At 62.4% G+C, this 20,962-nt stretch carries 20 protein-coding genes; 8 read left to right on the top strand and 12 right to left on the bottom strand.

Going from position 1 to position 20,962, the window contains the following annotated elements:
- Positions 1–11: 11 nt before the first annotated feature.
- The 6 genes from HFO71_RS23095 to pobA all read right to left on the bottom strand — a co-directional run bounded on the left by HFO71_RS23095 (position 12) and on the right by pobA (position 5,821).
- Positions 12–728, bottom strand: a complete 717-nt coding sequence (locus tag HFO71_RS23095; protein WP_221968388.1) for an ABC transporter ATP-binding protein — start codon at positions 726–728, stop codon at positions 12–14.
- Positions 709–1,473 carry an ABC transporter ATP-binding protein gene (locus HFO71_RS23090; protein ID WP_168286726.1) on the bottom strand — a complete coding sequence of 255 codons (765 nt, stop codon included), beginning with the start codon at positions 1,471–1,473 and terminating at the stop codon, positions 709–711. Before HFO71_RS23090 ends, HFO71_RS23095 begins: the two co-directional genes overlap by 20 nt.
- A complete protein-coding gene (locus HFO71_RS23085; protein WP_168286727.1) occupies positions 1,473–2,474 on the bottom strand; it encodes a branched-chain amino acid ABC transporter permease in 1,002 nt (333 codons plus the stop codon). The genes HFO71_RS23090 and HFO71_RS23085 overlap by 1 nt, the downstream gene beginning before the upstream one ends.
- 1 nt (position 2,475) lies before the next feature.
- A complete protein-coding gene (locus tag HFO71_RS23080) occupies positions 2,476–3,339 on the bottom strand; it encodes a branched-chain amino acid ABC transporter permease (protein ID WP_025395901.1) in 864 nt (287 codons plus the stop codon).
- A gap of 75 nt (positions 3,340–3,414) precedes the next feature.
- Positions 3,415–4,587, bottom strand: coding sequence for an ABC transporter substrate-binding protein (locus tag HFO71_RS23075; protein WP_221988429.1), 1,173 nt, complete (start codon positions 4,585–4,587; stop codon positions 3,415–3,417).
- Positions 4,588–4,648: 61 nt separating this feature from the next.
- Complete coding sequence (pobA, locus tag HFO71_RS23070) at positions 4,649–5,821, bottom strand: 4-hydroxybenzoate 3-monooxygenase (protein ID WP_221968390.1); 1,173 nt, start codon at positions 5,819–5,821, stop codon at positions 4,649–4,651.
- 116 nt (positions 5,822–5,937) lie between these two features.
- Here pobA and HFO71_RS23065 point away from each other — a divergent pair, with 116 nt between their 5' ends.
- Positions 5,938–6,828: a helix-turn-helix domain-containing protein gene (locus HFO71_RS23065; RefSeq protein ID WP_221968392.1), complete on the top strand. Its 891-nt coding sequence runs from the start codon at positions 5,938–5,940 to the stop codon at positions 6,826–6,828.
- Positions 6,829–6,850: 22 nt separating this feature from the next.
- Here HFO71_RS23065 and HFO71_RS23060 read toward each other — a convergent pair whose 3' ends face one another.
- The 3 genes from HFO71_RS23060 to HFO71_RS23050 all read right to left on the bottom strand — a co-directional run bounded on the left by HFO71_RS23060 (position 6,851) and on the right by HFO71_RS23050 (position 10,842).
- A complete protein-coding gene (locus HFO71_RS23060; RefSeq protein WP_245006963.1) occupies positions 6,851–7,036 on the bottom strand; it encodes a hypothetical protein in 186 nt (61 codons plus the stop codon).
- Positions 7,037–7,208: 172 nt separating this feature from the next.
- The gene (locus HFO71_RS23055) at positions 7,209–9,593 is read right to left on the bottom strand and encodes a phosphoketolase family protein (RefSeq protein ID WP_132612212.1); all 2,385 of its coding nucleotides are present in this window, start codon (positions 9,591–9,593) and stop codon (positions 7,209–7,211) included.
- A gap of 37 nt (positions 9,594–9,630) precedes the next feature.
- Positions 9,631–10,842, bottom strand: coding sequence for an acetate/propionate family kinase (locus HFO71_RS23050; protein WP_132612210.1), 1,212 nt, complete (start codon positions 10,840–10,842; stop codon positions 9,631–9,633).
- Between the two features lie 41 nt (positions 10,843–10,883).
- On the opposite strand from HFO71_RS23050, the gene HFO71_RS36470 reads away from it, so the two are divergent.
- Positions 10,884–11,276, top strand: a complete 393-nt coding sequence (locus HFO71_RS36470; RefSeq protein ID WP_376766904.1) for a hypothetical protein — start codon at positions 10,884–10,886, stop codon at positions 11,274–11,276.
- On the opposite strand, the gene HFO71_RS23040 is transcribed toward HFO71_RS36470, so the two are convergent.
- Positions 11,192–12,763 carry a putative bifunctional diguanylate cyclase/phosphodiesterase gene (locus HFO71_RS23040; RefSeq protein WP_131641641.1) on the bottom strand — a complete coding sequence of 524 codons (1,572 nt, stop codon included), beginning with the start codon at positions 12,761–12,763 and terminating at the stop codon, positions 11,192–11,194. The two genes, HFO71_RS36470 and HFO71_RS23040, sit on opposite strands and share 85 nt — an antisense overlap.
- A 455-nt stretch (positions 12,764–13,218) precedes the next feature.
- Entirely contained in the window at positions 13,219–13,770 is a 552-nt protein-coding gene (locus HFO71_RS23035) for a histidine phosphatase family protein (RefSeq protein WP_131641639.1), read from the bottom strand.
- Positions 13,771–14,003: 233 nt separating this feature from the next.
- Here HFO71_RS23035 and HFO71_RS23030 point away from each other — a divergent pair, with 233 nt between their 5' ends.
- Genes HFO71_RS23030 through HFO71_RS23020 form a run of 3 tightly spaced genes read left to right on the top strand, consistent with a single transcriptional unit; the run spans position 14,004 to position 15,670 of the window.
- Positions 14,004–14,213, top strand: a complete 210-nt coding sequence (locus HFO71_RS23030) for a CbtB domain-containing protein (protein ID WP_020051492.1) — start codon at positions 14,004–14,006, stop codon at positions 14,211–14,213.
- A gap of 25 nt (positions 14,214–14,238) precedes the next feature.
- The gene (locus tag HFO71_RS23025) at positions 14,239–14,985 is read left to right on the top strand and encodes a CbtA family protein (protein WP_131641638.1); all 747 of its coding nucleotides are present in this window, start codon (positions 14,239–14,241) and stop codon (positions 14,983–14,985) included.
- 49 nt (positions 14,986–15,034) lie between these two features.
- Positions 15,035–15,670 (top strand): hypothetical protein, encoded by a 636-nt coding sequence (locus tag HFO71_RS23020; RefSeq protein ID WP_077979669.1) that lies wholly within the window; start codon positions 15,035–15,037, stop codon positions 15,668–15,670.
- Here HFO71_RS23020 and HFO71_RS23015 read toward each other — a convergent pair.
- The gene (locus HFO71_RS23015) at positions 15,655–16,317 is read right to left on the bottom strand and encodes a sulfite oxidase-like oxidoreductase (protein ID WP_077979634.1); all 663 of its coding nucleotides are present in this window, start codon (positions 16,315–16,317) and stop codon (positions 15,655–15,657) included. The genes HFO71_RS23020 and HFO71_RS23015 overlap by 16 nt on opposite strands.
- Positions 16,318–16,505: 188 nt before the next feature.
- Here HFO71_RS23015 and HFO71_RS23010 point away from each other — a divergent pair, with 188 nt between their 5' ends.
- The 3 genes from HFO71_RS23010 to HFO71_RS23000 all read left to right on the top strand — a co-directional run bounded on the left by HFO71_RS23010 (position 16,506) and on the right by HFO71_RS23000 (position 20,849).
- Positions 16,506–18,305, top strand: coding sequence for a sensor histidine kinase (locus tag HFO71_RS23010; protein WP_376766903.1), 1,800 nt, complete (start codon positions 16,506–16,508; stop codon positions 18,303–18,305).
- A complete protein-coding gene (locus HFO71_RS23005; protein ID WP_065281141.1) occupies positions 18,302–19,636 on the top strand; it encodes a sigma-54-dependent transcriptional regulator in 1,335 nt (444 codons plus the stop codon). The genes HFO71_RS23010 and HFO71_RS23005 overlap by 4 nt, the downstream gene beginning before the upstream one ends.
- Positions 19,637–19,865: 229 nt before the next feature.
- Positions 19,866–20,849: a tripartite tricarboxylate transporter substrate-binding protein gene (locus tag HFO71_RS23000; protein ID WP_077979636.1), complete on the top strand. Its 984-nt coding sequence runs from the start codon at positions 19,866–19,868 to the stop codon at positions 20,847–20,849.
- Positions 20,850–20,962 lie beyond the last annotated feature (113 nt).

Below are 20,962 nucleotides of genomic sequence, written 5' to 3'. Positions count from 1 at the left end.
CCGACTATCGATCAATGCAGGCCGCCGACCCCGAGCAGGCTCTCGACAACCTCGTGATCCCTGGTGAGATTTTCCGGCGTTCCGGTCCAGGCCAGTCTGCCGCGTTCGAGAATGACGACTTGATCGGCGAAATCGAGCGCGCTCTGGATGCGCTGCTCGACCAACAGGATGGTCATGTCTCCCGTCTTGGCGAGGTCGGCGAAGGCGGCCATCAGTTCCTCGCAGATGACGGGCGCCAGGCCCTCCAGCGGTTCGTCGAGCAGCAGGACGGAGGGGCGGCCGAGAATGGTGCGGGCGGTGGAGAGCATCTGCTGCTCGCCGCCGGAGAGCTGGCTGCCGAGATTGCGGCGGCGCTCCTTCAGGCGCGGGAACATCGCATAGGCTTCCTCCAGCGCCGTCTTCGGCCGCGCCTTCAAGCCGACGAAGAGATTTTCTTCGACTGTCAGCGTCGGGAAGACGCAGCGTGCCTGCGGCACATATCCGAGGCCTTTATGCGCGCGTGCAGCACTCGGCGCCGTCGTGACATCCGAATCGCCGAGGCGGATGCTGCCCTCGTATCGCCTGGTCTGCCCGGCAAGTGTTGCCAAGAGCGTGGTCTTGCCCATGCCGTTGCGGCCGAGCACGGCAAGCCGTGCGCCTGCCAGCACCGAGAAGGAAATGCCTTCGAGCACTCTCGTCGACCCATATCCGGCCGATAGGTTCTCGACCTCAAGCGACAGGGCTGGCATTGGCATAGCTCCCGAGATAGGCCTCGCGCACACGCGCATCCTTGGTGACGTCTTCAGGCAGGCCGTCGAAGATGATCGCGCCTGATGCAAGCACGATGACGCGTCTGGCAAAACGGAAGACGAGATCCATGTCGTGTTCGATCATCAGCACGGCGAGATCGGCAGGCAGATCGGCGAGCGCCTGCTCGATGCGGCCGGTATCGCTCTGCGGCACGCCGGCTGCCGGCTCGTCGAGCAGCAGCACCTTCGGCTTCAGCGCCAGCGCCACGGCGATCTCGAGAAGCCGCTGCTGGCCATAGGCGATTTCGCTGACCTTGCGATGCATCAGGAAAGCCAGCCCGAGTTTTTCAAGGAGGTCATCGACCTCGGCCATGACGTCGGGCATACGCAGGAAATTGCCGAACATGTGCCCGGTCTTTCCATCGCGCTGAAGGACGGCAAGTCCCACATGTTCGGCCGGCGTCATGTCCTGGAAGAGCCGTGTCACCTGAAAGGAGCGGACAAGACCGCGCCTGACCCTGCCGATCGCATCGACCTTCGTCACCAGCTCGCCGCCGAGGCGAACCTCGCCGGAATCGGGTGAGAGATTACCGGTCACGAGGTTGACGAAGGTGGTCTTGCCGGCGCCGTTCGGGCCGATCAGCGCGATGCGATCGCCAGGCGACATCGTGAGCGAGACATTATTGGTGACGGCCAGGCCGCCGAAGGCTTTCTTGAGATTGGCGACTTCGAAGACCGGGCTCATCAGCGCTGCTCCCTGCGGCGGCCAATGAAGGCTGCGGCCGTGCCATAGAGACCTTTCGGCGCAAAGAGCACTACGGCGATCAGCAGCGCGCCGACCATGGTCAGCCAATGGAAGGGATTGGCGGCGGAGACATAGTCCTCGAAGAGCATGAAGATAACGGTGCCGGAAAGTGCCCCGAAGAGAGAGCCTGTGCCGCCGAGCACCAGCATGACAAGCGCTTCGGCCGACTGCGTGAAAGACAGGCTGTCGAGGCCGACGACCTGTGTCGAGATCGCATTCAAGGCGCCGCCGACACCGGCAACGGCGCCTGATATTGCGTACATCCTGATCAGAGTTGCCTTCGGCGAAGCGCCCATGGCGCGGATGCGCAGCGGATCCTGCTTGATGGCGCGGCAGAGCATGCCGAAGGGCGAGCGGACCAGGAACCGTAGCAGCACGAAGACGATCAGCAGCAGCGCCATTCCGAAGAAGAAGGCGGTGTGACCATAGAGATCGAATTCGAAGAGGCCGAAGACCGGATCTGGCGCGATGCCGGAAAGTCCATCGCTGCCGCCTGTCCAGGACGAGGCCTTGTTGGCGAATTCATGGAAGAGGTTGATCAGCGCAATCGACAGCACCAGCTGCGGCAGTCCATGCGCACGCAGGATGATGGCGCCGCAGAGTAGCCCGGCAACTGCGCCGCCGGCAATGCCGGCAAGCATCATCAGCAGCGGGTCATTGATGCCGTAATGCGCCGACAGGATTCCGGCGGCATAGGCGCCGGAGCCGAAAAGCGCTGCATGGCCGAGGGTCGCGACGCCGCAATAACCGGTCACGAGATCGAGCGACAGGACGAGCAGCGCGATCGTGATCATCCGGGTCAGAAGGGCGAGATTATCGGGGAAGGCGAAATAGCCGGTCGCGGCAATAGCTATGATGACCGCTATTCCGATAAGATCGCGGCCGATGAACCTGCGACGATGCTGGAGAGCTTCGGTTTCGTCATTCATGACAAGCGCCATCTTATTTCGCCCTTCCGGCAAGGCCGCGCGGGAAGACGCAGATGATTGCGATCACCGCGAGATAGAAGAAGAATTCGCCGAATTCCGGCATCAGATACCGTCCTGTCGTATCGATCGCGCCCAACAGCAAACAGGCGATCAGGGCGCCTGGAATGGAGCCCGCCCCGCCGACGGAGACGACGACCAGGAAGGTGACCATGTAGCGCAGCGCGTAATAGGGTTCGACGGGCAGGAGTTCGGCGCCGACCACGCCGCCGAAGGCGGCAAGACCGACGGCAACGGCAAAGCTCACCGCATAGATGATCTCGGTGCGCACGCCGAGTGCTGCAGCCATTGCAGCATCATCGACGGAGGCGCGCAGCTTGACGCCGAAGCTGGTCCTGTCGATCGTAAACCAGAGGGCGAGCGCCACGACGAGGCCGCAGAGGATGACGAAAAGCCGGTGAACGGGAATGGTGCGGAAGCCCAGATCGGCTGACCCCTGCAGCGCACCGGCAAGCGGTATGGTCTTCAGCGTCGGCCCCATGACATAATTGGCGATGCCGATGACGCAGAAGGTGATGCCGATGGTCATCAGCACCTGGGTCAGTTCCGGCGCGCCATAGATCCGGCGGTAGAGAAAGCGCTCGATCGGAATGGCGACGATGATCGTGATGACAACGGCAGCGATGACCGCCGCGGCATAACCGAGGCCGAGCTCGCGGGCGACATAGGAGGCGATATAGCCGCCGATCATCGCGAAGGCGCCATGGGCGAGGTTGACGACACGCATCAGCCCCATGGTCACCGAAAGGCCGATCGAGATCACGAAGAGCACCATGCCATAGGCAAGAGCGTCGACGGCTATGCTGAAGACTGTCTGCATGGAAATCCCTTGCTTCCAAGCGAAGGGCTCGGCCTGATCGCAGGCCAAGTCCGTCGCCTGTCTTGACGCTCTATGTTACTTGACGGCCGCCAGGCCTGGATCGCCCTGCTTCTCGAAAGTCTGGACCTCCTTGTTGATGTAGGTCCCGTCATCGGCCTTGACGACTTCGCGCAGATAGATGTTCTGCGTGATGTGACGGCTTTCCGGATCGATCGAAACCGGGCCGCGCGGGCTCGTCCAGGCAAGGCCCTTGACCGCATCGACGGCCTTCTCAGCATCTTGTTTGCCGCCGGTCGCCTCGATCATCTTGTAGATGACATACATGCCGTCATAGGCGCTGACTGAGGGGAAGGAGAGTTCGGCCTTGTTGCCGATCGCCTTGGCCGCCGCCTCGACGAAAGCCTTATTCTCGGGCGAATCGTGCGACACGGCATAGTGAAAGGTTGTCTGGATGCCGAGTGCGGCATCGCCGAGCGCCGGCAGATCGGACTCCTGGGTCAGGTCACCCGGCGCGAAGAACTTGATGCTGGCAGCCTTCAGGCCATTGTCGTTGTAAGCCTTGACGAAGCCGAGCGTCGTCGGACCTGACGGCAGGAAGGCGAACACGCCCTCAGCGCCGGAATCCTTGATGCGCTGCATGATCGGGCTGAAATCGTTGGTCGCAAGCGGCATGCGGATCGCCTCGACCACCTGGCCGCCGGCCTTTTCGAAGCCGGCCTTGAAAGCGTTCTCGGCGTCGATGCCGGGGCCGTAATCGCTGACGACGGAAATCACCTTCTTGACGCCGGCGCCGAAGGCGACCTTAGCGATCGGCGTCGACGTCTGCCAGGTGGTAAACGAGGTGCGGACGACGAGCGGGCTCTTGGTCACGATCGCCGAAGTGGCGGCGTTCATGATGACCATCGGCACATTGCCCTGTTTCAGGATCGGCGTCACCGCCATGGCGTCGGGGGTGAAATAGAAGCCGGCAAGATACTGGACCTTTTCCTTGACGATCAGTTCCTGCGCCAGCGCCTTGGATTGGGCGGGATCGGCCTGCGGCACGTCGCGATAGACGATCTCCACCGTATCGCTGCCGACCGTGTTGCCGTTGACCGCCATATAGGCGTCGATACCGGCCTTGAAATTCTTGCCCTGGAGCGCGAACGGACCGGAGAACGGGCCGATGACGCCGACCTTGATGGTGTCGGCATAGGCGGTGCTGCTGAGCAGCACCGCCGCAACGGCGGCGAATACAAGCTTTTTCATGTTAGTTTCCTCCACTTTAAAATGCGGCCTTCGTGGCTCGCCTCAGTCTCAGATCTTCATATCAGAACGGCAATCCGACGTAGTTTTCTGCAAGCGCCGTCGAGGCGGCGCGTGAATGGGTGAGATAGTCGAGTTCCGCCTCCTGGATCTTCTGATCGAAATCGCCGGTGTCCGGAAATCGATGCATCATCGTCGTCATCCACCAGGAAAACCGCACGGCTTTCCACACGCGGGCGAGCGCCTTTTGCGAGTAGGTGTCGATGCCGCCATCCGATTTCTCGCGGTAATGCTCGATCAGCCCGGAGAAAAGATAATGAACGTCGCTGGCGGCAAGGTTCAGTCCCTTGGCGCCGGTCGGCGGGACGATATGGGCGGCGTCGCCGACCAGGAAAAGCCGGCCGAAACGCATTGGCTCGGCGACGAAGGAGCGCAGCGGCGCGATCGATTTCTCGAAGGACGGCGCGGTCGCCAAGGCCTCGGCGTGATGCACCGGCAGCCGCCGTCTCAACTCATCCCAGAAGCGATCGTCGCTCCAGTCCTCGATCTTCTCGTCGAGCGCGCATTGGATGTAGTAGCGGCTGCGGGTGGCCGAGCGCATCGAACAGAGCGCAAAGCCCCTTGGATGGTTGGCGTAGATCAGTTCATGACTGACGGGCGCCATGTCTGCAAGCACCCCCAGCCAGCCGAAGGGATAGACCTTCTCGAAACTCCTGATCGCCCGTTCCGGGACGGCCTTGCGGCTGACGCCGTGAAACCCGTCGCAGCCGGCGATGAAGTCGCAATCGATGCGCTTGGCGACACCATCTTTCATATAGGTGACGAAGGGAGAATGGCCGTCGAAATCATGCGGCGCGACATCGACCGCATCGTAGATCGACAGGGAGCCGCTCGCTTCACGCCGCTCCATGAGATCGCGCGTCATTTCGGTCTGTCCATAAACCGTCACGCGCCTGCCGCCGGTCAATTCGTGGAGGTCGATGCGATGGTCGCGTCCGTCGAAGGCCAATGAGAAGCCGTCATGCGGCAGGCCTTCGGCATGCAGCCTCGGGCCTGATTTGGCCTGATCCAGCAGCCCGACGGTGCCTTCCTCCAGAACGCCGGCACGAACCCGGCCGAGGATGTAATCCTTGTTCACACGATCGAGAATGACATTGTCGATGCCGGCTTCGGTCAGAAGTTGGCCGAGCAGCAGTCCGGATGGTCCCGAACCGATAATGGCGACCTGCGTTCGCAACAACTTCCTCCCTACATTTTTGCGTTTTGCCAGATTCTGCCGTGTCGCCCCTGCCGCAGCAATGGACATTCCGGCCGAAAAATTGCACTAATCGAACATTGTGCGGGAGCAGCCCTATGAGCAGACATGTCCCTACCTACGAACTCTACGGTGAGAATACCGGGCGAAAGCCCGATTTTTGGTTGCATTGCGAAACAATTCGCTCCCGCAGCAGCTTGCATCATTGGGAGATTCGCCCGCACCGTCACGAGAGTTTCTTTCAGATATTGTACATCGAAGGCGGGTCGGGCGATGCGATCTTCGGCGAAAAGAGCCATGCCATCCGTCCGCCGGCAATCATCACTGTACCGCCTGGGCTCAAACACGGCTTTCGTTTTTCACGCGATATCGACGGCCTTGTGATCACCCTGTTGAGATCCCATCTCAGCCATCCGCTCGGTGATAGAAGTCAGCTCGGCGAGTGGCTGGCGGCGCCGCACCTGACGCCGCTCGATCCCGATAATGCCGAGGCCGCCTATGTCATGCAGACGTTGAAGCGGCTGGGCGACGAATTCGAAAACCGCCGCAGCGGCCGCAATGAGGCCTTGGCCGCCTATGTCGCCCTGGCGCTGCGGCTGACGGCGAGGATTTCCCATGAGCGGAATACGCACGAGCTTCCGGCAAACGAGAACGAGCGGCGGATGGAAATGCTGAGCGAACTCATCCAGCAACATTTCCGATCACATAAGCCCGCGTCGTTCTACGCCAGGGAGCTTGGGCTTTCGCCGACACATCTTACCCGTATCGTCCGGTCGATGACCGGCAATACTCCTCATGAATTGATCGCCGGCAAACTCGTCGAAGAGGCGAAACGCCAGCTCGTTTTTACGCTGGGCAGCGTTCAGGAGATCGGATTTCGGCTCGGCTTTGCCGACCCCGCCTATTTCTCGCGCTTCTTCTTTAAGTATACTGGAGAAACACCGCGGGTCTGGCGCATGAAGGAGAAGGTTCGGCTTGAAGGTGTCTAGGCCACCCGCAAGGTTGCCCGATTTACCAGGCTTCGATGCCTTCTTCCGTGTTGCGGGCGCGTTCGCCGGCGCGGGTCTCGTATGCGTCTCGTTCCTCAGCTGACTTGACGGCATCGTCTGAGCCATCGCGCTGGGCTTCGGGCGTCATGTAGAAGGCGAGCGCCTTTTCCAGCCGGGCGGCGGTAAGCGTGGCAGCGAAACTTTTCATGTCGTTTCCTCGGTCGACGGCCTTGAAGCTTGCCCGAGACACATAGCCTGCCATGCGGTCTTCCAGGAACAGTGTGCCGATGGTTTTCACCAACTTTAGACTTTGCTAGACGATTGTTTCCGCCGGATGATCTCCGCCGACCAGTTCCGCGCAATTCCGGCTGGTTTTCGCTTCACGCCATCGGCCATTTCCAGTTTCGCACCTCCGGCATGTCCTCGCCATATTCACGGACATAGTCGTGATGCTTGGCAAGCTTGCGGCGGAAGGCGGCGAGCGCTTCGCCTGCCTTTTCCTTCAGGCCCGGCACACGCTCGATCGCTTCGATGGCGAGGTGGAAGCGGTCGAGTTCGTTGAGGACGGTCATGTCGAAGGGGGTCGTCGTCGTGCCTTCCTCGATGAAGCCGCGGACGTGGATGTTGCGGTGGTTGGTGCGTTTATAGGTCAGGCGGTGGATGAGATAGGGATAGCCGTGATAGGCGAAAATCACAGGCTTGTCGGCGGTGAAGATCGCGTCGAAGGCCTCGTCGGTCAGGCCGTGCGGATGCTGATCCCTGGATTGCAGTGCCAGGAGATCGACGACGTTGACGGTGCGGATTTTCAGTTCCGGAATGGCCTTTCGCAGCAGGTCGACGGCGGCAAGCGTTTCCATGGTCGGCACGTCGCCGGCGCAGGCCATGACGAGGTCGGGCAGAATGGTATCTTCCTCGTTGCTCGCCCAGTGCCAGATGCCGATGCCGGCTTCGCAATGTTTCACCGCCTCGTCCATCGACAGCCATTGCGGCTCTGGCTGCTTGCCGGCGACGATGACGTTGATGCGGTCATAGGTGCGCAGGCAATGGTCGCCGACCCAGAGCAGGGTGTTGGCATCCGGCGGCAGATAGATGCGGACGATATCGGCCTTCTTGTTGGCGACGAGGTCAACGAAGCCCGGATCCTGGTGGCTGAAGCCATTGTGGTCCTGGCGCCAGACATGCGAGGTCAGCAGGTAATTCAGCGACGAGATCGGCTTTCTCCACTCGAGCTCGCGCGTCACCTTCAGCCATTTGGCGTGCTGGTTGAACATGGAATCGATGATGTGGATGAAGGCCTCGTAGCAGGAGAACAGGCCGTGCCGGCCAGTCAATAGGTAGCCTTCCAGCCAGCCCTGGCAGAGATGTTCGCTCAGCACCTCCATGACGCGGCCGTCGCGGGAGAGGTGGACATCGTAAGGCTCGATACCCTCCATCCAGACACGGTCGGTGACTTCGAAGACGCTGCCGAGACGGTTCGATTCTGTCTCGTCGGGGCCGAAGATACGGAAGTTGGCGGCATCGGCGTTGCGCTTCATCGTGTCGCGCAGATAATGGCCGAGGATTTCCGTCGATTGCACCATGGCGCTGCCGCGCTTGCCGATATCGACCGCATAGTCGCGGATATCGGGAACATCGAGTTCCCGGCGCAGCAAACCGCCATTGGCGTGCGGATTGGCGCCCATGCGGCGCTCGCCGACAGGGGCGAGCGCGCGCAGCTCGGGTTTCAGCCGGCCGTCGGGGGTAAACAGGTCTTCCGGATCATAACCGCGCATCCAGTCCTCGAGGATCTTGCGATGGCCGTCATTCTCGCGGCAATTGGAAACCGGCACCTGATGGGCGCGCCAGAAGCCTTCGACCTTCTTGCCGTCGACCTCCTTCGGGCCCGTCCAGCCCTTCGGGCTGCGCAGCAGGATCATCGGCCAGCGCGGGCAGCCGTCCGCGGCCTTGCCGTCACGGGCTTGCCTCTGGATGTCGCGGATGCGATCGAAGATCCGGTCCAGGGTTGCTGCCATCAGCTGATGCATGTCGCGCGGCTCATGGCCCTCGACGAAGAAGGGTTCGTAGCCATAGCCTTCGAAGAGACGCCTGAGGTCATCATCACTCGCGCGGCCGAGAATGGTCGGATTGGCGATCTTGTAGCCGTTCAGATGCAGGATCGGCAGCACGGCGCCGTCGCGGGCGGGATTGAGGAACTTGTTGGAATGCCAACTCGCGGCGAGCGGCCCGGTTTCGGCCTCGCCGTCGCCGACGACACAGGCGACGATCAGGTCGGGATTGTCGAAGGCGGCGCCATAGGCATGGACCAGGGCGTAACCGAGTTCGCCGCCCTCATGGATAGAGCCTGGCGTTTCCGGTGCCGCATGGCTCGGAATGCCGCCGGGGAAGGAAAATTGCCGGAAGAGTTTGCGCATGCCTTCGGCATCCTCGGAGATCTCGGGATAGATCTCACTGTAGATGCCTTCGAGATAGGTGTTGGCAACCATGCCCGGCCCGCCATGGCCGGGACCACACATATAGATGATGTCGAGGTCGCGGGCGCGGATCAGGCGGTTCAGATGCGCATAGATGAAGTTGAGGCCGGGCGTCGTGCCCCAGTGGCCGAGCAGGCGGGGCTTGATGTGCTCGGCTTTCAGCGGCTCACGCAGCAGCGGATTGGAAAGCAGATAGATCTGGCCAACCGAGAGATAGTTGGCGGCGCGCCAGTAGCGGTCGATGAGCGTGAGTTCGGTGTCGGTCAGGGCGGCGGTCGAGACATGCTTTTCCATGGGTTTCTCCCGTTCGAAAACGTCTTCAACGTCAATTCTACCGGCTGATGCCGGCAAGCTGTTGATCTGGATCAGCACCGCGAAGAACGGTTAGCGCCTCGTCGGCGATGATCTGCTCTTCATCGGTGGCGATGACATGGGCGGCGATGCGGCTTTCCCGCGTGCTGATGGTGAAATCATTGGCGGCATTGGCCTTTTCGTCGATCGCAAGGCCAAGCCAGGACAGCCGCTTGGCCACGCCTTCGCGGATCTCCGGCTGATGTTCGCCGATACCGGCGGTGAAGACGATGGCGTCAAGGCCGCTCAGCGTTGCCGCCATGCGGCCGATTTCGCCGGCAATCCGCAGGGTGAAGAGGTCGATCGCCTGGCGCGCCTCTGGCCGTCCGTCCTTCACCAGCTCGCGCGTATCAGCGCTGATGCCGGAGACGCCGAGCAGGCCGCAACGATGATAGAGCAGGTCCTCGATCTCCTCCAAGGATTGTTTCTTCTGACCGGCCAGATGCAGGATGACGCCGGGATCGAGCCAGCCCGGGCGCGTCGCCATCGGGGTGCCGTCGAGCGTCGAAAAGCCCATGCTGCAATCGCGGCTGACGCCGTCATCCAGCGCACAGAGGCTGGCGCCGCTGCCGAGATGGGCGACGACCACTTTTGCCGCGCGCGGCGCCTGGCGGCGGAGCTCGCCGGCGATGAATTTATAGGACAGGCCGTGGAAGCCGTAGCGCTTGATGCCCTCGTCATGCAGGGCGCGGGGAATGGCGAAGCGGCGAACAAGATCGTCCTGCGTGGCGTGGAAGGCTGTGTCGAAGGAGGCCGTCTGGGCAAGATGCGGTTTCAGATGCCGGAGCGCGCGGATGAAACGCAGCGCCTGCGGCTGGTGTAGGGGCGCAAGCGGGGTCAGCGCATCGACGGCATCGATTGCGGCGGCGTCCAGGGCGATCGCTCTCGTGAAGCGGTCGCCCCCATGGACGACGCGGTGGCCGGCGGCGCGCGTGGCGGTCATGTCGAAATCATCGGCGAGAAGCGCGAAGGTCTCATCGATGACGCCGTGCAAATCATCCGTCACCTCGGCCTTCAACGGCCTCTCGACTGTCTGCCGCCCTTTCGTCAGCCTGAGCGCGAGCGGTTCGGCGCGGAAATCGATCACGCCCTTGCCGATACGCCGCGCCTCGGCGCCGTCGATCGCGAAGATGCCGATCTTGACCGTCGAGGAACCGGCATTGAAGGTCAGCAGCAGGTCGGTCGTTTCCATGTTTTCAAGACTCCGTGCGGGCGTGACGATAGCCGAACTTAGTGCCGGGGCTTCCGACGGAAAGGTATTTATTCACCCACCCGTGGGTTTTGTCGCTGGGCTGGAAGCGCATCGTCGTCACCGTCGGCGAAAAGATCGGCAAGACACATCTGACCTATGATGCGGCAGCCGAAGTCGTGGCGATGGTCACCATCGCTTCGGCCGATCATCTCGGCCTGCCGGTCTCGGATTGCGATCGCCTTCGTGCTGTTCGTGACCCTGCGCCAGGTTTTTTAGAGAAAATTCCGCCGGTAAAGCGCGAAGCGGTTTTGCCGGGAATTGCGTCAAAACAAAAGGTTAGAGCGCTTCGTCAGGCCGTGGAGGCCAGACTGGCATTGCGATCGCTGATGAAGATGCCCGCCTCGGCGGCGGGCATCGCCTTGCCGAAAAGATAGCCCTGGCCGATGTCGCAGCCGAGCTGCAGCAGGAAGGCGAGCTGGCCGTGCTCTTCGATACCTTCCGCAGTCGTCTTGATTTTGAGACTCCTGCCGAGGCCGAGCATGGCGCGGACGATCTCTTCCTGCCGCTCGTCGTCGCGATAGGTGGCGATGAAACTTTTGTCGATCTTGATCTTGTCGAAACGATAGCGGGCGAGCTGGGCGAGGCTCGAATAGCCCGTGCCGAAATCGTCGAGGGCGATCTGGATGCCGGCTGCATGCAGTTCATCGAGAATGGCCGCGGCCGCGGCGGGATCCTGAATCAGCGCATTTTCGGTGATCTCCACTTCCAGGCGCTGCGGCGACAGCCGGCTGGCCGAAAGGACCTTGAGGATGCGGGAGGTCAGCAATTTGTCTTCCATTTGCACCGGCGAGACGTTGAAGGACAACATCACATGCTCCGGCCAGGTGAGGGCGTCGCAGCAGGCCTGGGCAAGAAGATCCTCGAACAATGCGGTGATCATACCGTTTTCCTCGGCGATGCCGATGAAGACCGGCGGCGGGATGTTGGCGCCGTCGTCGCCGATCCAGCGCGCTAGGGCCTCGAAGCCGCAGAGCTGGCCGGTCTTCAGGTCGATCAGCGGCTGATAGAAGAGCTTGATCGCCTTGTTGGAGATTGCAGCGCGCAGCCTGGTTTCCAGCGCGGCGCGTTCCGTTACTTTGTTCTGCATCGAGGCTTCGAAAACGAAATAGTGGTTGGGTCCACGTGATTTCGCCTCGTACATGGCGAGGTCGGCACGGTGGGCCGCATCTTCCAGCGGTTCGGCTCCCTCGGCCCAGCGGTCGTAGCCGACGCTGGCGCCGACTTCGACGGCAAAGCCATCGATATGGATCGGCCGGGTGACGGCCTGGATCAGCAGCTTGGCAAAACGCTCCTCGCGCTGCGCCGTCAGGGCGAAGGCGACGATGATGAATTCGTCGCCGCCGAAGCGATAGACGCAGTCGGCATTGCCGAGCGCGCAGATGCGTCTGGCAACCTCGATCAACAGGATGTCGCCGCCCTTATGCCCGACGAGATCGTTGACCTTCTTGAAGCCGTCGAGGTCGACGCAGAAGATAGTGACGTTGCGGTCCCACTCCTCGATCTCGGCCTCGTCGTCCGTGATCGGCCGTGACAGGATCTTGCGCTCGAAGGCGTAGCGGTTCGGCAGCTTGGTCAGATGGTCGTGGGTTGCGGTCCAATCGGCCTTTGCCTGGGCGGCGGCGCGCAGTTCCGTTTCCTTGCGCAGGTCGGCGATACGCAGCACCGAATAGATGAAGCTCATGGCGCCGGCGATGCCGAGCGCCAGAACAAGCTTGTCGGCGCCGTACTCGCCGAAACCGGTCATGAAGGCGACCAGGCTGTCGTCGAGCTGCAGCAGCGTGCCGAGAAGCCAGAGGGTCACGCCAGACACCACGATCGACACGCACTGCCGTCCGGCCCTGCTTTGGAAAAACACCGGCATTATGCCTTCTCCATCTCCACCTTCGCGGAAATATCACGAAAGTCTGAAATGTTTGTTGAAACCAGAAGGCGAATTATCGGAGGCGGCAGCCTGTTGCTGTGCCGCAGAGAGTCCCGACGGGGCTTGTGGGGAACCAAGGCGTTGTTGTCAGCGCGATTCCCTCGTGGTCGGGAGACTGGCTGATGCGGGAAAAGAACGAAGGCGAGCGTGCCAGTGCATCGCTCGCCCTTTCTCGTGCTTCAGGCGGTGACGATCAGCAGCGGAACGCTGACGATGAGACCCACCAGAACCGTGACTGTGGCGACACGCATGAAACGCAGGCGTCGCGTGCGCTCGCCACTCCAATCATATGTCATTCTTCCATCTCCTTGGGACAAGGAAGTAGTCCCCGCAAAGCCGGGTTCAACAGAGATGACGCGATTTGCTTGTGCAAAGCTGGATAAGATCAGCAGTCTCTAATCCTGGAAGCGCAGAGACCAGCGCTGTGCGTTGCTGGTCATGCGGATGACGGAAAGCGGCTCGACGTCGCTCAGCCAGAAGGAGGAGAGCGGCGCCTGCAGCACATGCACGATCGATGCCCGGATGACGGCCGCATGGCTGATTGCAATGACGTGGCCGCCGAGGACGGTCTGGCCATCCATCCAGGCGGCGATGCGCGTGCGCAGATCAAGAAGGCTCTCGCCGCCATGCGGGGCTGCCTCCGGATCGCTCATCCAGCCCATGAGGTTCTCCGGCTCTTCGGTCCCGATCGTCGCGATCGACCTGCCGGCCCAGCGGCCATGGTCGCAGTCGCAAAGCGCCTGATCTATTTGGACTTCGAGGCCGAGCGCGTCAGCAGTCTGACGGGCGCGCAAGGCGGGGCTCGTGGCAATACGGTCGGCGCGGGGGGCGATCATCCTGCCGGCTTCCTCCACGGCCTTGTCCTCCAGCGGTTCGTCGAGCGGGAACAGGGCCTTGCGGCTTGCTGCCGTCGCGCCATGGCAGATCCAGGTGATGCGCGTGTTCACGGTCGTTCTCGTCTCCCGGAATGCGGCGACGGCGTCCTTCGCCGGCTTGTGAAGTTTCGTTGACAGTCTCTTCGGCGTGCAGATATAACCGTGCTGTTGCGGGTTTGGAAGCCGGTGTAAGTCCGGCGCGGTCGCGCCACTGTGACCAGCGTGTTGAAAGCTCTTCGCGCTGGAAGTCAGACCCTACTGCACAAGCACTCTTTCGACTGAACGCGTCATTCCCGGAGGAATACATGTCTGACACCACTTTCGCGCCCGTTGCTGTACCGGCGCCGATCCCTGTAGGCGAAATCCTGCCTTGGGCGATCTTCGGCGGCCTGCTGATGCTCATCGTCCTCTATTTCGTCGGCACCGAAGAAGGCGCAATAGCGCTGTTCAACGGTATGTATGTGCATGAATTCGTGCATGACGGCCGCCATCTCCTCGGCTTTCCCTGCCACTAATCGCGTCGCGATCGGAGTTCCTGACATGGTTGGAAACCTTCTGCTTCGCGGCATGCTCGCGGGCCTGATGGCTGGCATTCTCGTTTTCGCTTTCGCCCATACCTTCGGCGAGCCGCTGGTCGATGCGGCGATCGCCTTTGAAGAGGCGAGCGCCCAGACGGCCGGCGAGGCTGCCGAACCTGAAATCGTCAGCCGCGCCACGCAGGCCGGTCTCGGCCTTTTCACCGGCGTCATGGCCTACAGCGTCGCCGTCGGCGGGCTCTTCGCGCTCGCTTTCGCTTTCGTGCACGGCCGCTTCAGCAGCCTTTCGCCGCGCGGCACCTCGGCCGTCATCGCCATTGCCGCCTTCGTGGCGGTCGTCCTCGTTCCCGGGATCAAGTATCCGGCCAACCCGCCGGCGGTCGGCAATCCCGATACGATCGGCGCCAGGACCGAGCTGTTCTTCCTGATGATCGTCGTGTCGCTTGCTGCGCTCGTCGCTGCTGTGGCGCTGTCGCGTCGTCTTTCCGAGCGCTTCGGTCTCTGGAACGGCGCGATTATCGCCGGCATCGCCTATCTCGTCTTCATCGGCGTCGTGCTCTACCTGCTGCCGCCGATCAACGAGGTGCCGGAGAACTTCTCGGCGATGGTGCTCTGGCGGTTCCGCACGACCTCACTCGGCATGCATGTGATCCTCTGGGCAACGCTCGGTCTCGCCTTCGGGGCGCTGGCGGAAAAGCGACTTGCGGTCAGGGGCGGACAACGCAGCCGGCCGGCAACGGCATTTCACTGAACGCATCGAAGGGCGCCGCTTTGCCGGCGCCCTGAACTTTCGGGCGATTATGAAAAACGACAGAGCCAGATCACTGCTGCTGACGGCGCTTTCTGCCGCCGCGTTTTTTTGTGTGGTCGCTGGAAGCGCTTTTGCCCATAGCCGCAGCAGCGACGGCGGCAGCCATGCCGGGCTGGATATCCCGGAGATTTCCCATGGCGAGATGGCTGTCATGTCTGACTATCGCGGTCGGATCATCGGTCTTGCATCCCGCGCCGTCGATACGAACGAGCCGTTCCGGCGCGTGCTGAATTATGCCGAGATCCAGTATTCTTACTGTCTATGGGGCCGGATGCCGGGCAGCGTGACGGATGAGGAAAGCCCGTTCAACGAATGCGCCCATGCCTATCTCGCCGCGACCAAGGCGGTCTTGCTTTCGATGCGCGAGATGCCGCGGGAGGCTGCTGCGGCGGGTGAAATCATTTCCGCGGTCGACGCCGACATGGTGCGGCGCGGTCTTGCGCTGATCAGCTGCCGGTTCAGCGGCGAAGCCTTCAACACAGCCGATATCGTCAAGCCGCGCTGGAGCGGGATCCCATTCCATGCCGCCAGCGTGGCATCACTGACGGGGCTTGCCTCTTTGTTCGGCCTTGGCGTGTTTGCGCTTCGCCGTTTCTCGCGGCCAAAAGCTCAATCGTCGGAATAGCGCTGCTCGCGCCACGGATCGCCATACATGTGGTAGCCGTTCTTTTCCCAGAAGCCGGCCTGGTCGGCAGGCATCAGCTCGATGCGGCGCAGCCATTTGGCGCTTTTCCAGAAATAGAGATGCGGTACGACGAGGCGCATCGGGCCGCCGTGCTCCGGCGTCAGCGGCAGGCCTTCCCAGACGGTGGCGAGAATCGCATCCTCGGCGGCGAAATCGGCGAGCGGCAAGTTGGTGGTATAGCCGTCGTAACTCGTCAGCATGACGTAAGCCGCATCCGGCTTCGGCATGGCGAGGTCGAGCAGATCGCGGGTCGAAACGCCCTTCCATTTGTTGTCGTAGCGCGACCAGGTGGTGACGCAGTGGATATCGCTCACCCCAGTGCTCTGTTCGATCGCCTGGAAGTCGGCCCAGGTGAGGGCGAGCGTCGTTTCGACGAGGCCGCGCACGTCGAGCCGCCAGGTCTCGGTCGAGATGACAGGCTGCTGGCCGAGATCGAGCACCGGCCAGTTCTTGACAAGGTGCTGGCCGGGCGGCAGGCGCTCGGTTTCGGGACGGCTGATACGGCCGGTCAGGAACTTGCCCTCTGCCGCCCAGCGACGCTTGGATGTGGTGAGTTTGCTGTCGGCGGGCGTCTGGTCGTCGCTCATGGGCGGAGCCTCCTTGCGGTGCAGCAATAGGACATCGGCCCCTGCCGGGTGTCAAGTTTCGGCGGCCCCTTGGAAATCCCTACCCACCCCTCTAAACTCGGTCCGTTGGATATGCCTCGCTGGGGAGTGGAGGCAGAAAAGGGGAGGAGCCGGTTCTGTCTTCGAGATATCGTGCGATAGCGGCGTTGCTGGTGGTGCCGCTGATCATCTTCGCCTTCTTCAACTATGGCAGCGCGATTGCGACGCGCGCCTATATGGAGGAAGCCTCGGCGCAGGCGGGGACGGCGTTGCGCCTTGCCGTTTCGGCACTCAGCGGTCATCTCAACCGCTACGAGGCGCTGCCGGCGCTGATCGCCGATCACGACGACATCAAGGAACTGGTGAGCGCGCCTGAAGATGCGGCGCTGCGCGATGCGGCCAATCTCTATCTCAAGGAGATCAACGGGCTGCTGAAATCCTCCGATATTTATGTGGTGAAGCCAGACGGAGAGACGATCGCGGCCAGCAATTACGATGGGCCTGCAAGCTTCGTCGGGCAGAATTTCAGCTACAGGCCCTATTTCCAAGATGCGGTCGAAGGCCGGCAGGCACGATTTTACGCGCTCGGCACCACCTCGCTGAAGCGCGGCTATTATTTTGCCGCACCGATCCGAACCGGCGCGGATATTCGCGGCGTCATCGTCTTCAAAGTCGATATCGACATGATCGAATCCTCCTGGGGCGGCGGCGAATACAAGATTTTCGTTTCCGATCCGGAGGGCATCATCTTCATGTCCGGCAGCCCGGAATGGCTCTATGGCGCGATCCTGCCGCTGACGGCCGACCGCGTCGCCCGCACCGAGGCGTCGCGACGTTATGCCAATGCCAGGCTGGCGGCGCTGCCGGTGACGCGTCACCACTTCGAGCAGCATGAGCTGATGACGCTGGCCGGCGAGCGCGGTTCGAGTGAATATCTGGTGCTCTCGCATTACATGCCGGCCGAGGACTGGACGGTGAACGTGCTGATGGAGACGAGTTCCATCCGTGCCCAGGCACGCACGGCGCTTGCGGCAGTCTTTCTCTTCCTCTGCATCGCCGGGCTCGCAGTCGCGGTTCTGCGCCAGCGGCGGGCGCGGCTTGCCGAGCGCATGCAGATGCAAGCCGAAGCCCGCAACGAGCTGGAGCGGCGCGTCGAGGAGCGCACAGCCGATCTTGCCCGAGTCAACAGCCGCATCGAAGAAGAAATCGCCGAACGGCGGCTGACCGAGCAACAGCTCCGGCAGACTCAGGCCGATCTGATCCAGGCGGGCAAGCTTGCTGGGCTAGGGCAGATGTCTGCTGCCCTTTCGCACGAGTTCAACCAGCCGCTCGCCGCCGCCAAGACCTATACGGACAGTGCCTCCGTTCTCATCGACCGTGGGCGGACGGAGGAGGCGCGGGACAATATCCGGCGTATCGGCGGGCTGATCGACCGTATGGCTACAATCAGCCGGCACCTGCGCAACTTCGCCCGCAAGCCGAACGAGAAGCTCGGTCCCGTTTCCCTCGACGAGGCGATGCGCGATACGCTCGAGATTATCGCCTGGCGGCTGAAGGCGGCGGATGCCGAACTGCTGCTCGCTCTCGGGCCGCGTCCGCCGGTGGTGCGCGCCGGTTCGGTGCGTCTGCAGCAGGTGCTGGTGAACGTGATTTCGAATGCGGCCGATGCGGTGGAGGGGCTGGATGATCGGCGCATCGAGGTATCGGCCTTCGAGGAGGCCGGCAAGGTGGTGCTGACGGTGCGAGACCATGGGCCGGGCGTGCCGGCGGCGATCGCCGAGCGCATCTTCGATCCCTTCTTCACGACGAAGGGCGTCGGCAAGGGGCTCGGCCTCGGGCTTTCGATCTCCTACAACATCATCAAGGATTTCGGCGGCAGCCTTGGTGCTGCCAATCATCCCGAAGGGGGCGCGGTGTTCCGCATCGAGCTGCAATCGGCGGCAGGGCTGATGCCGGAGGCAGCGGAATGAACGATGCGAAGATCCTGCTGGTTGACGACGAGGAGGAACTGCGCCGTTCGACGGCGCAGGCGCTGGAGCTCTCCGGCTTCAGTGTCGAGACCTATTCGAACGGCGACCACGTGCTGGAGCTGATCGGCTACAGCTTTCCCGGCGTCGTCGTCAGCGATATCCGTATGCCCGGCATCGACGGCATGACGCTGATGCAGAAGATCCGCGAACTCGACCCGGAGGTGCCGGTCATTCTCGTTACCGGCCACGGCGACGTTCAGCTTGCGGTGAAGGCGATGCGCGAAGGGGCCTATGATTTCATCGAGAAGCCGTTCACGCCTGAGATGCTTGCCGGCGTCATCCGCCGGGCGATGGAGCGGCGCGGCCTCGTGCTCGAAAACCGGCTGCTGAAAGCGGTCGCCGGCAAGCGCGACGATATCGAGGCGCGGCTGCCGGGGCGCACGCAGGTGATGGTGGATCTGCGCTACCGCATCCGGGCGATCGGGGCGAGCGACGCCGATACGCTGATCGTCGGCGAGACCGGGGCCGGCAAGGAGGTGGTGGCGCGGGCGCTCCACGACATAAGCGCCCGGGCGAGCCGGCCGTTCATCGCGATCAATTGTGCCGCACTGCCGGCGAACCTGATCGAAAGCGAGCTCTTCGGCCATGAGGCGGGTGCCTTTCCGGGCGCGGTAAGGCCGCGCTATGGAAAATTCGAACACGGGCGCGGCGGCACGATCCTGCTCGATGAGATCGGCTCCATGCCCTTCGACCTGCAGGCGAAGTTCCTGCGGGTGCTGCAGGAGCGGGTGATCTCCAGGCTCGGTTCGAACGAGGTGGTGGCGCTCGACGTGCGCTTCATTGCGACAAGCAAGGTCGATCTGGAGGCGGAGGTGGCGGCGGGGCGCTTCCGCGCCGACCTCTTCTATCGGCTGAACGTCGCGACGCTGCACGTGCCGTCGCTGTCGCAGCGGCGGGCGGATGTTCCATTGCTTTTCCTGCAGCTGGTGCGGGAGGCGGCGGCCCGCTACGGCCGCGACGAGATGACCGTGCCGCCAGACGTTATTTCCGACATTGCTCAGCGCGACTGGCCCGGCAATGTGCGTGAGCTGAGGAATGCCGCCGACCGTCTGGTCCTCGGTCTCGACAATGGCGGGCGGCAAGCCGAGGAGGCGACCGGGCTTGCGGAGCGCGTCGCCGAATTCGAACGCGGGGTCATTGCCAGCGCGCTGGTGGCGCATGGCGGCAGCCTCAGGCCGGTCTATGAGTCGCTCGGCATTTCCCGGAAGACCCTCTACGAGAAGATGCAGAAATATGGTCTCGACAAGCGGATGCTGACCACCGAAAGCTAAACCGGGTGCTTGGGGCGCGCTGCAATTTTTGCGGTGCGATGGGTGGATTTCCACCCACCGCCAGAGCCGTTTGTTTCCAAATCGACCCATGCTGCATCGCACTGTCGTAAAATCGTCCTTCGAAAGCGACTGCAATGATTGCCGATCGATTTTTCCAGGCGGCAAATAGGCTATCCGAACCGGCGCGGAGGATGTGTCGGCGGGCTTGCTTATTTTCAGGGAGGAAACGATGAAAATTCTGAAGGCCATGCTCGGCCTGACCGCGGCTGCCGCGGTCTCTCTTCTCGCCGGCGCCGCTTCGGCGCAGACTTATCCCGAGCGCACCATCACCATGGTCGTGCCCTTTGCGGCCGGCGGCCCGACGGATACCGTCGCGCGCCTCGTCGCCGAATCCATGTCGAAGGATCTCGGCCAGCAGATCGTCGTCGAAAATGTCGGCGGCGCCGGCGGCACGCTCGGCGCCGGCCGCGTGGCGAATGCCGATCCCGACGGTTACACCATCCTGCTGCATCATATCGGCATGGCGACCAGCGCCACGCTCTACCGCAAGCTCGCCTACGACACGCTCGGCGCATTCGACTATGTCGGCCTCGTCACCGAGGTGCCGATGACGATCGTCGCCCGCAAGGACATGGAGCCGGCCGACCTCAAGGGGCTGATCGATTATATCAAGGCCAACAAGGACAAGGTGACGGTCGCCAATGCCGGCATCGGTGCGGCTTCGCATCTCTGCGGCATGATGTTCATGAGCGCCATCCAGACGCCGCTGACGACCGTTCCCTATAAGGGCACCGGCCCTGCCATGACCGATCTTCTCGGCGGTCAGGTCGACGTCATGTGCGACCAGACGACCAACACGACGAAGCAGATCCAGGGCGGCACGATCAAGGCCTATGCCGTGACCTCGCCGAAGCGTCTCGACGTGATGAAGGACATTCCGACGGCCGTCGAAGCCGGTCTGCCCGGTTTTGAAGTCGGCATCTGGCACGGCATATACACGCCGAAGGGCACGCCTGCCGAAATCAACGAACGTCTGTCGAAGTCGCTGCAGGTGGCGTTGAAGGATCCAAATGTCGGCGCCCGCTTCGCCGAGCTCGGCACGGCGCCATCCTCCGACGCCGATGCGACGCCGGCTGCGCTGAAGGCCAAGCTCGAAAGCGAGATTGCCCGCTGGAAAACGGTGATCGAGGCCGCTGGCGAATATGCCGACTGAGGATTATCCTCGTCAGGACATGCTGGATGAGCCCCTCACCCTAACCCTCTCCCCGTGAACGGGGAGAGGGGACTTGCGTCACTCAACGGCGGCAAGAGGGCAAAGGGCTCGCA

This window comes from Rhizobium laguerreae, from assembly GCF_019778565.1.
Classification (GTDB): Bacteria; Pseudomonadota; Alphaproteobacteria; order Rhizobiales; family Rhizobiaceae; genus Rhizobium; species Rhizobium laguerreae.
This window is presented reverse-complemented; position numbering and strand designations above follow the sequence as displayed.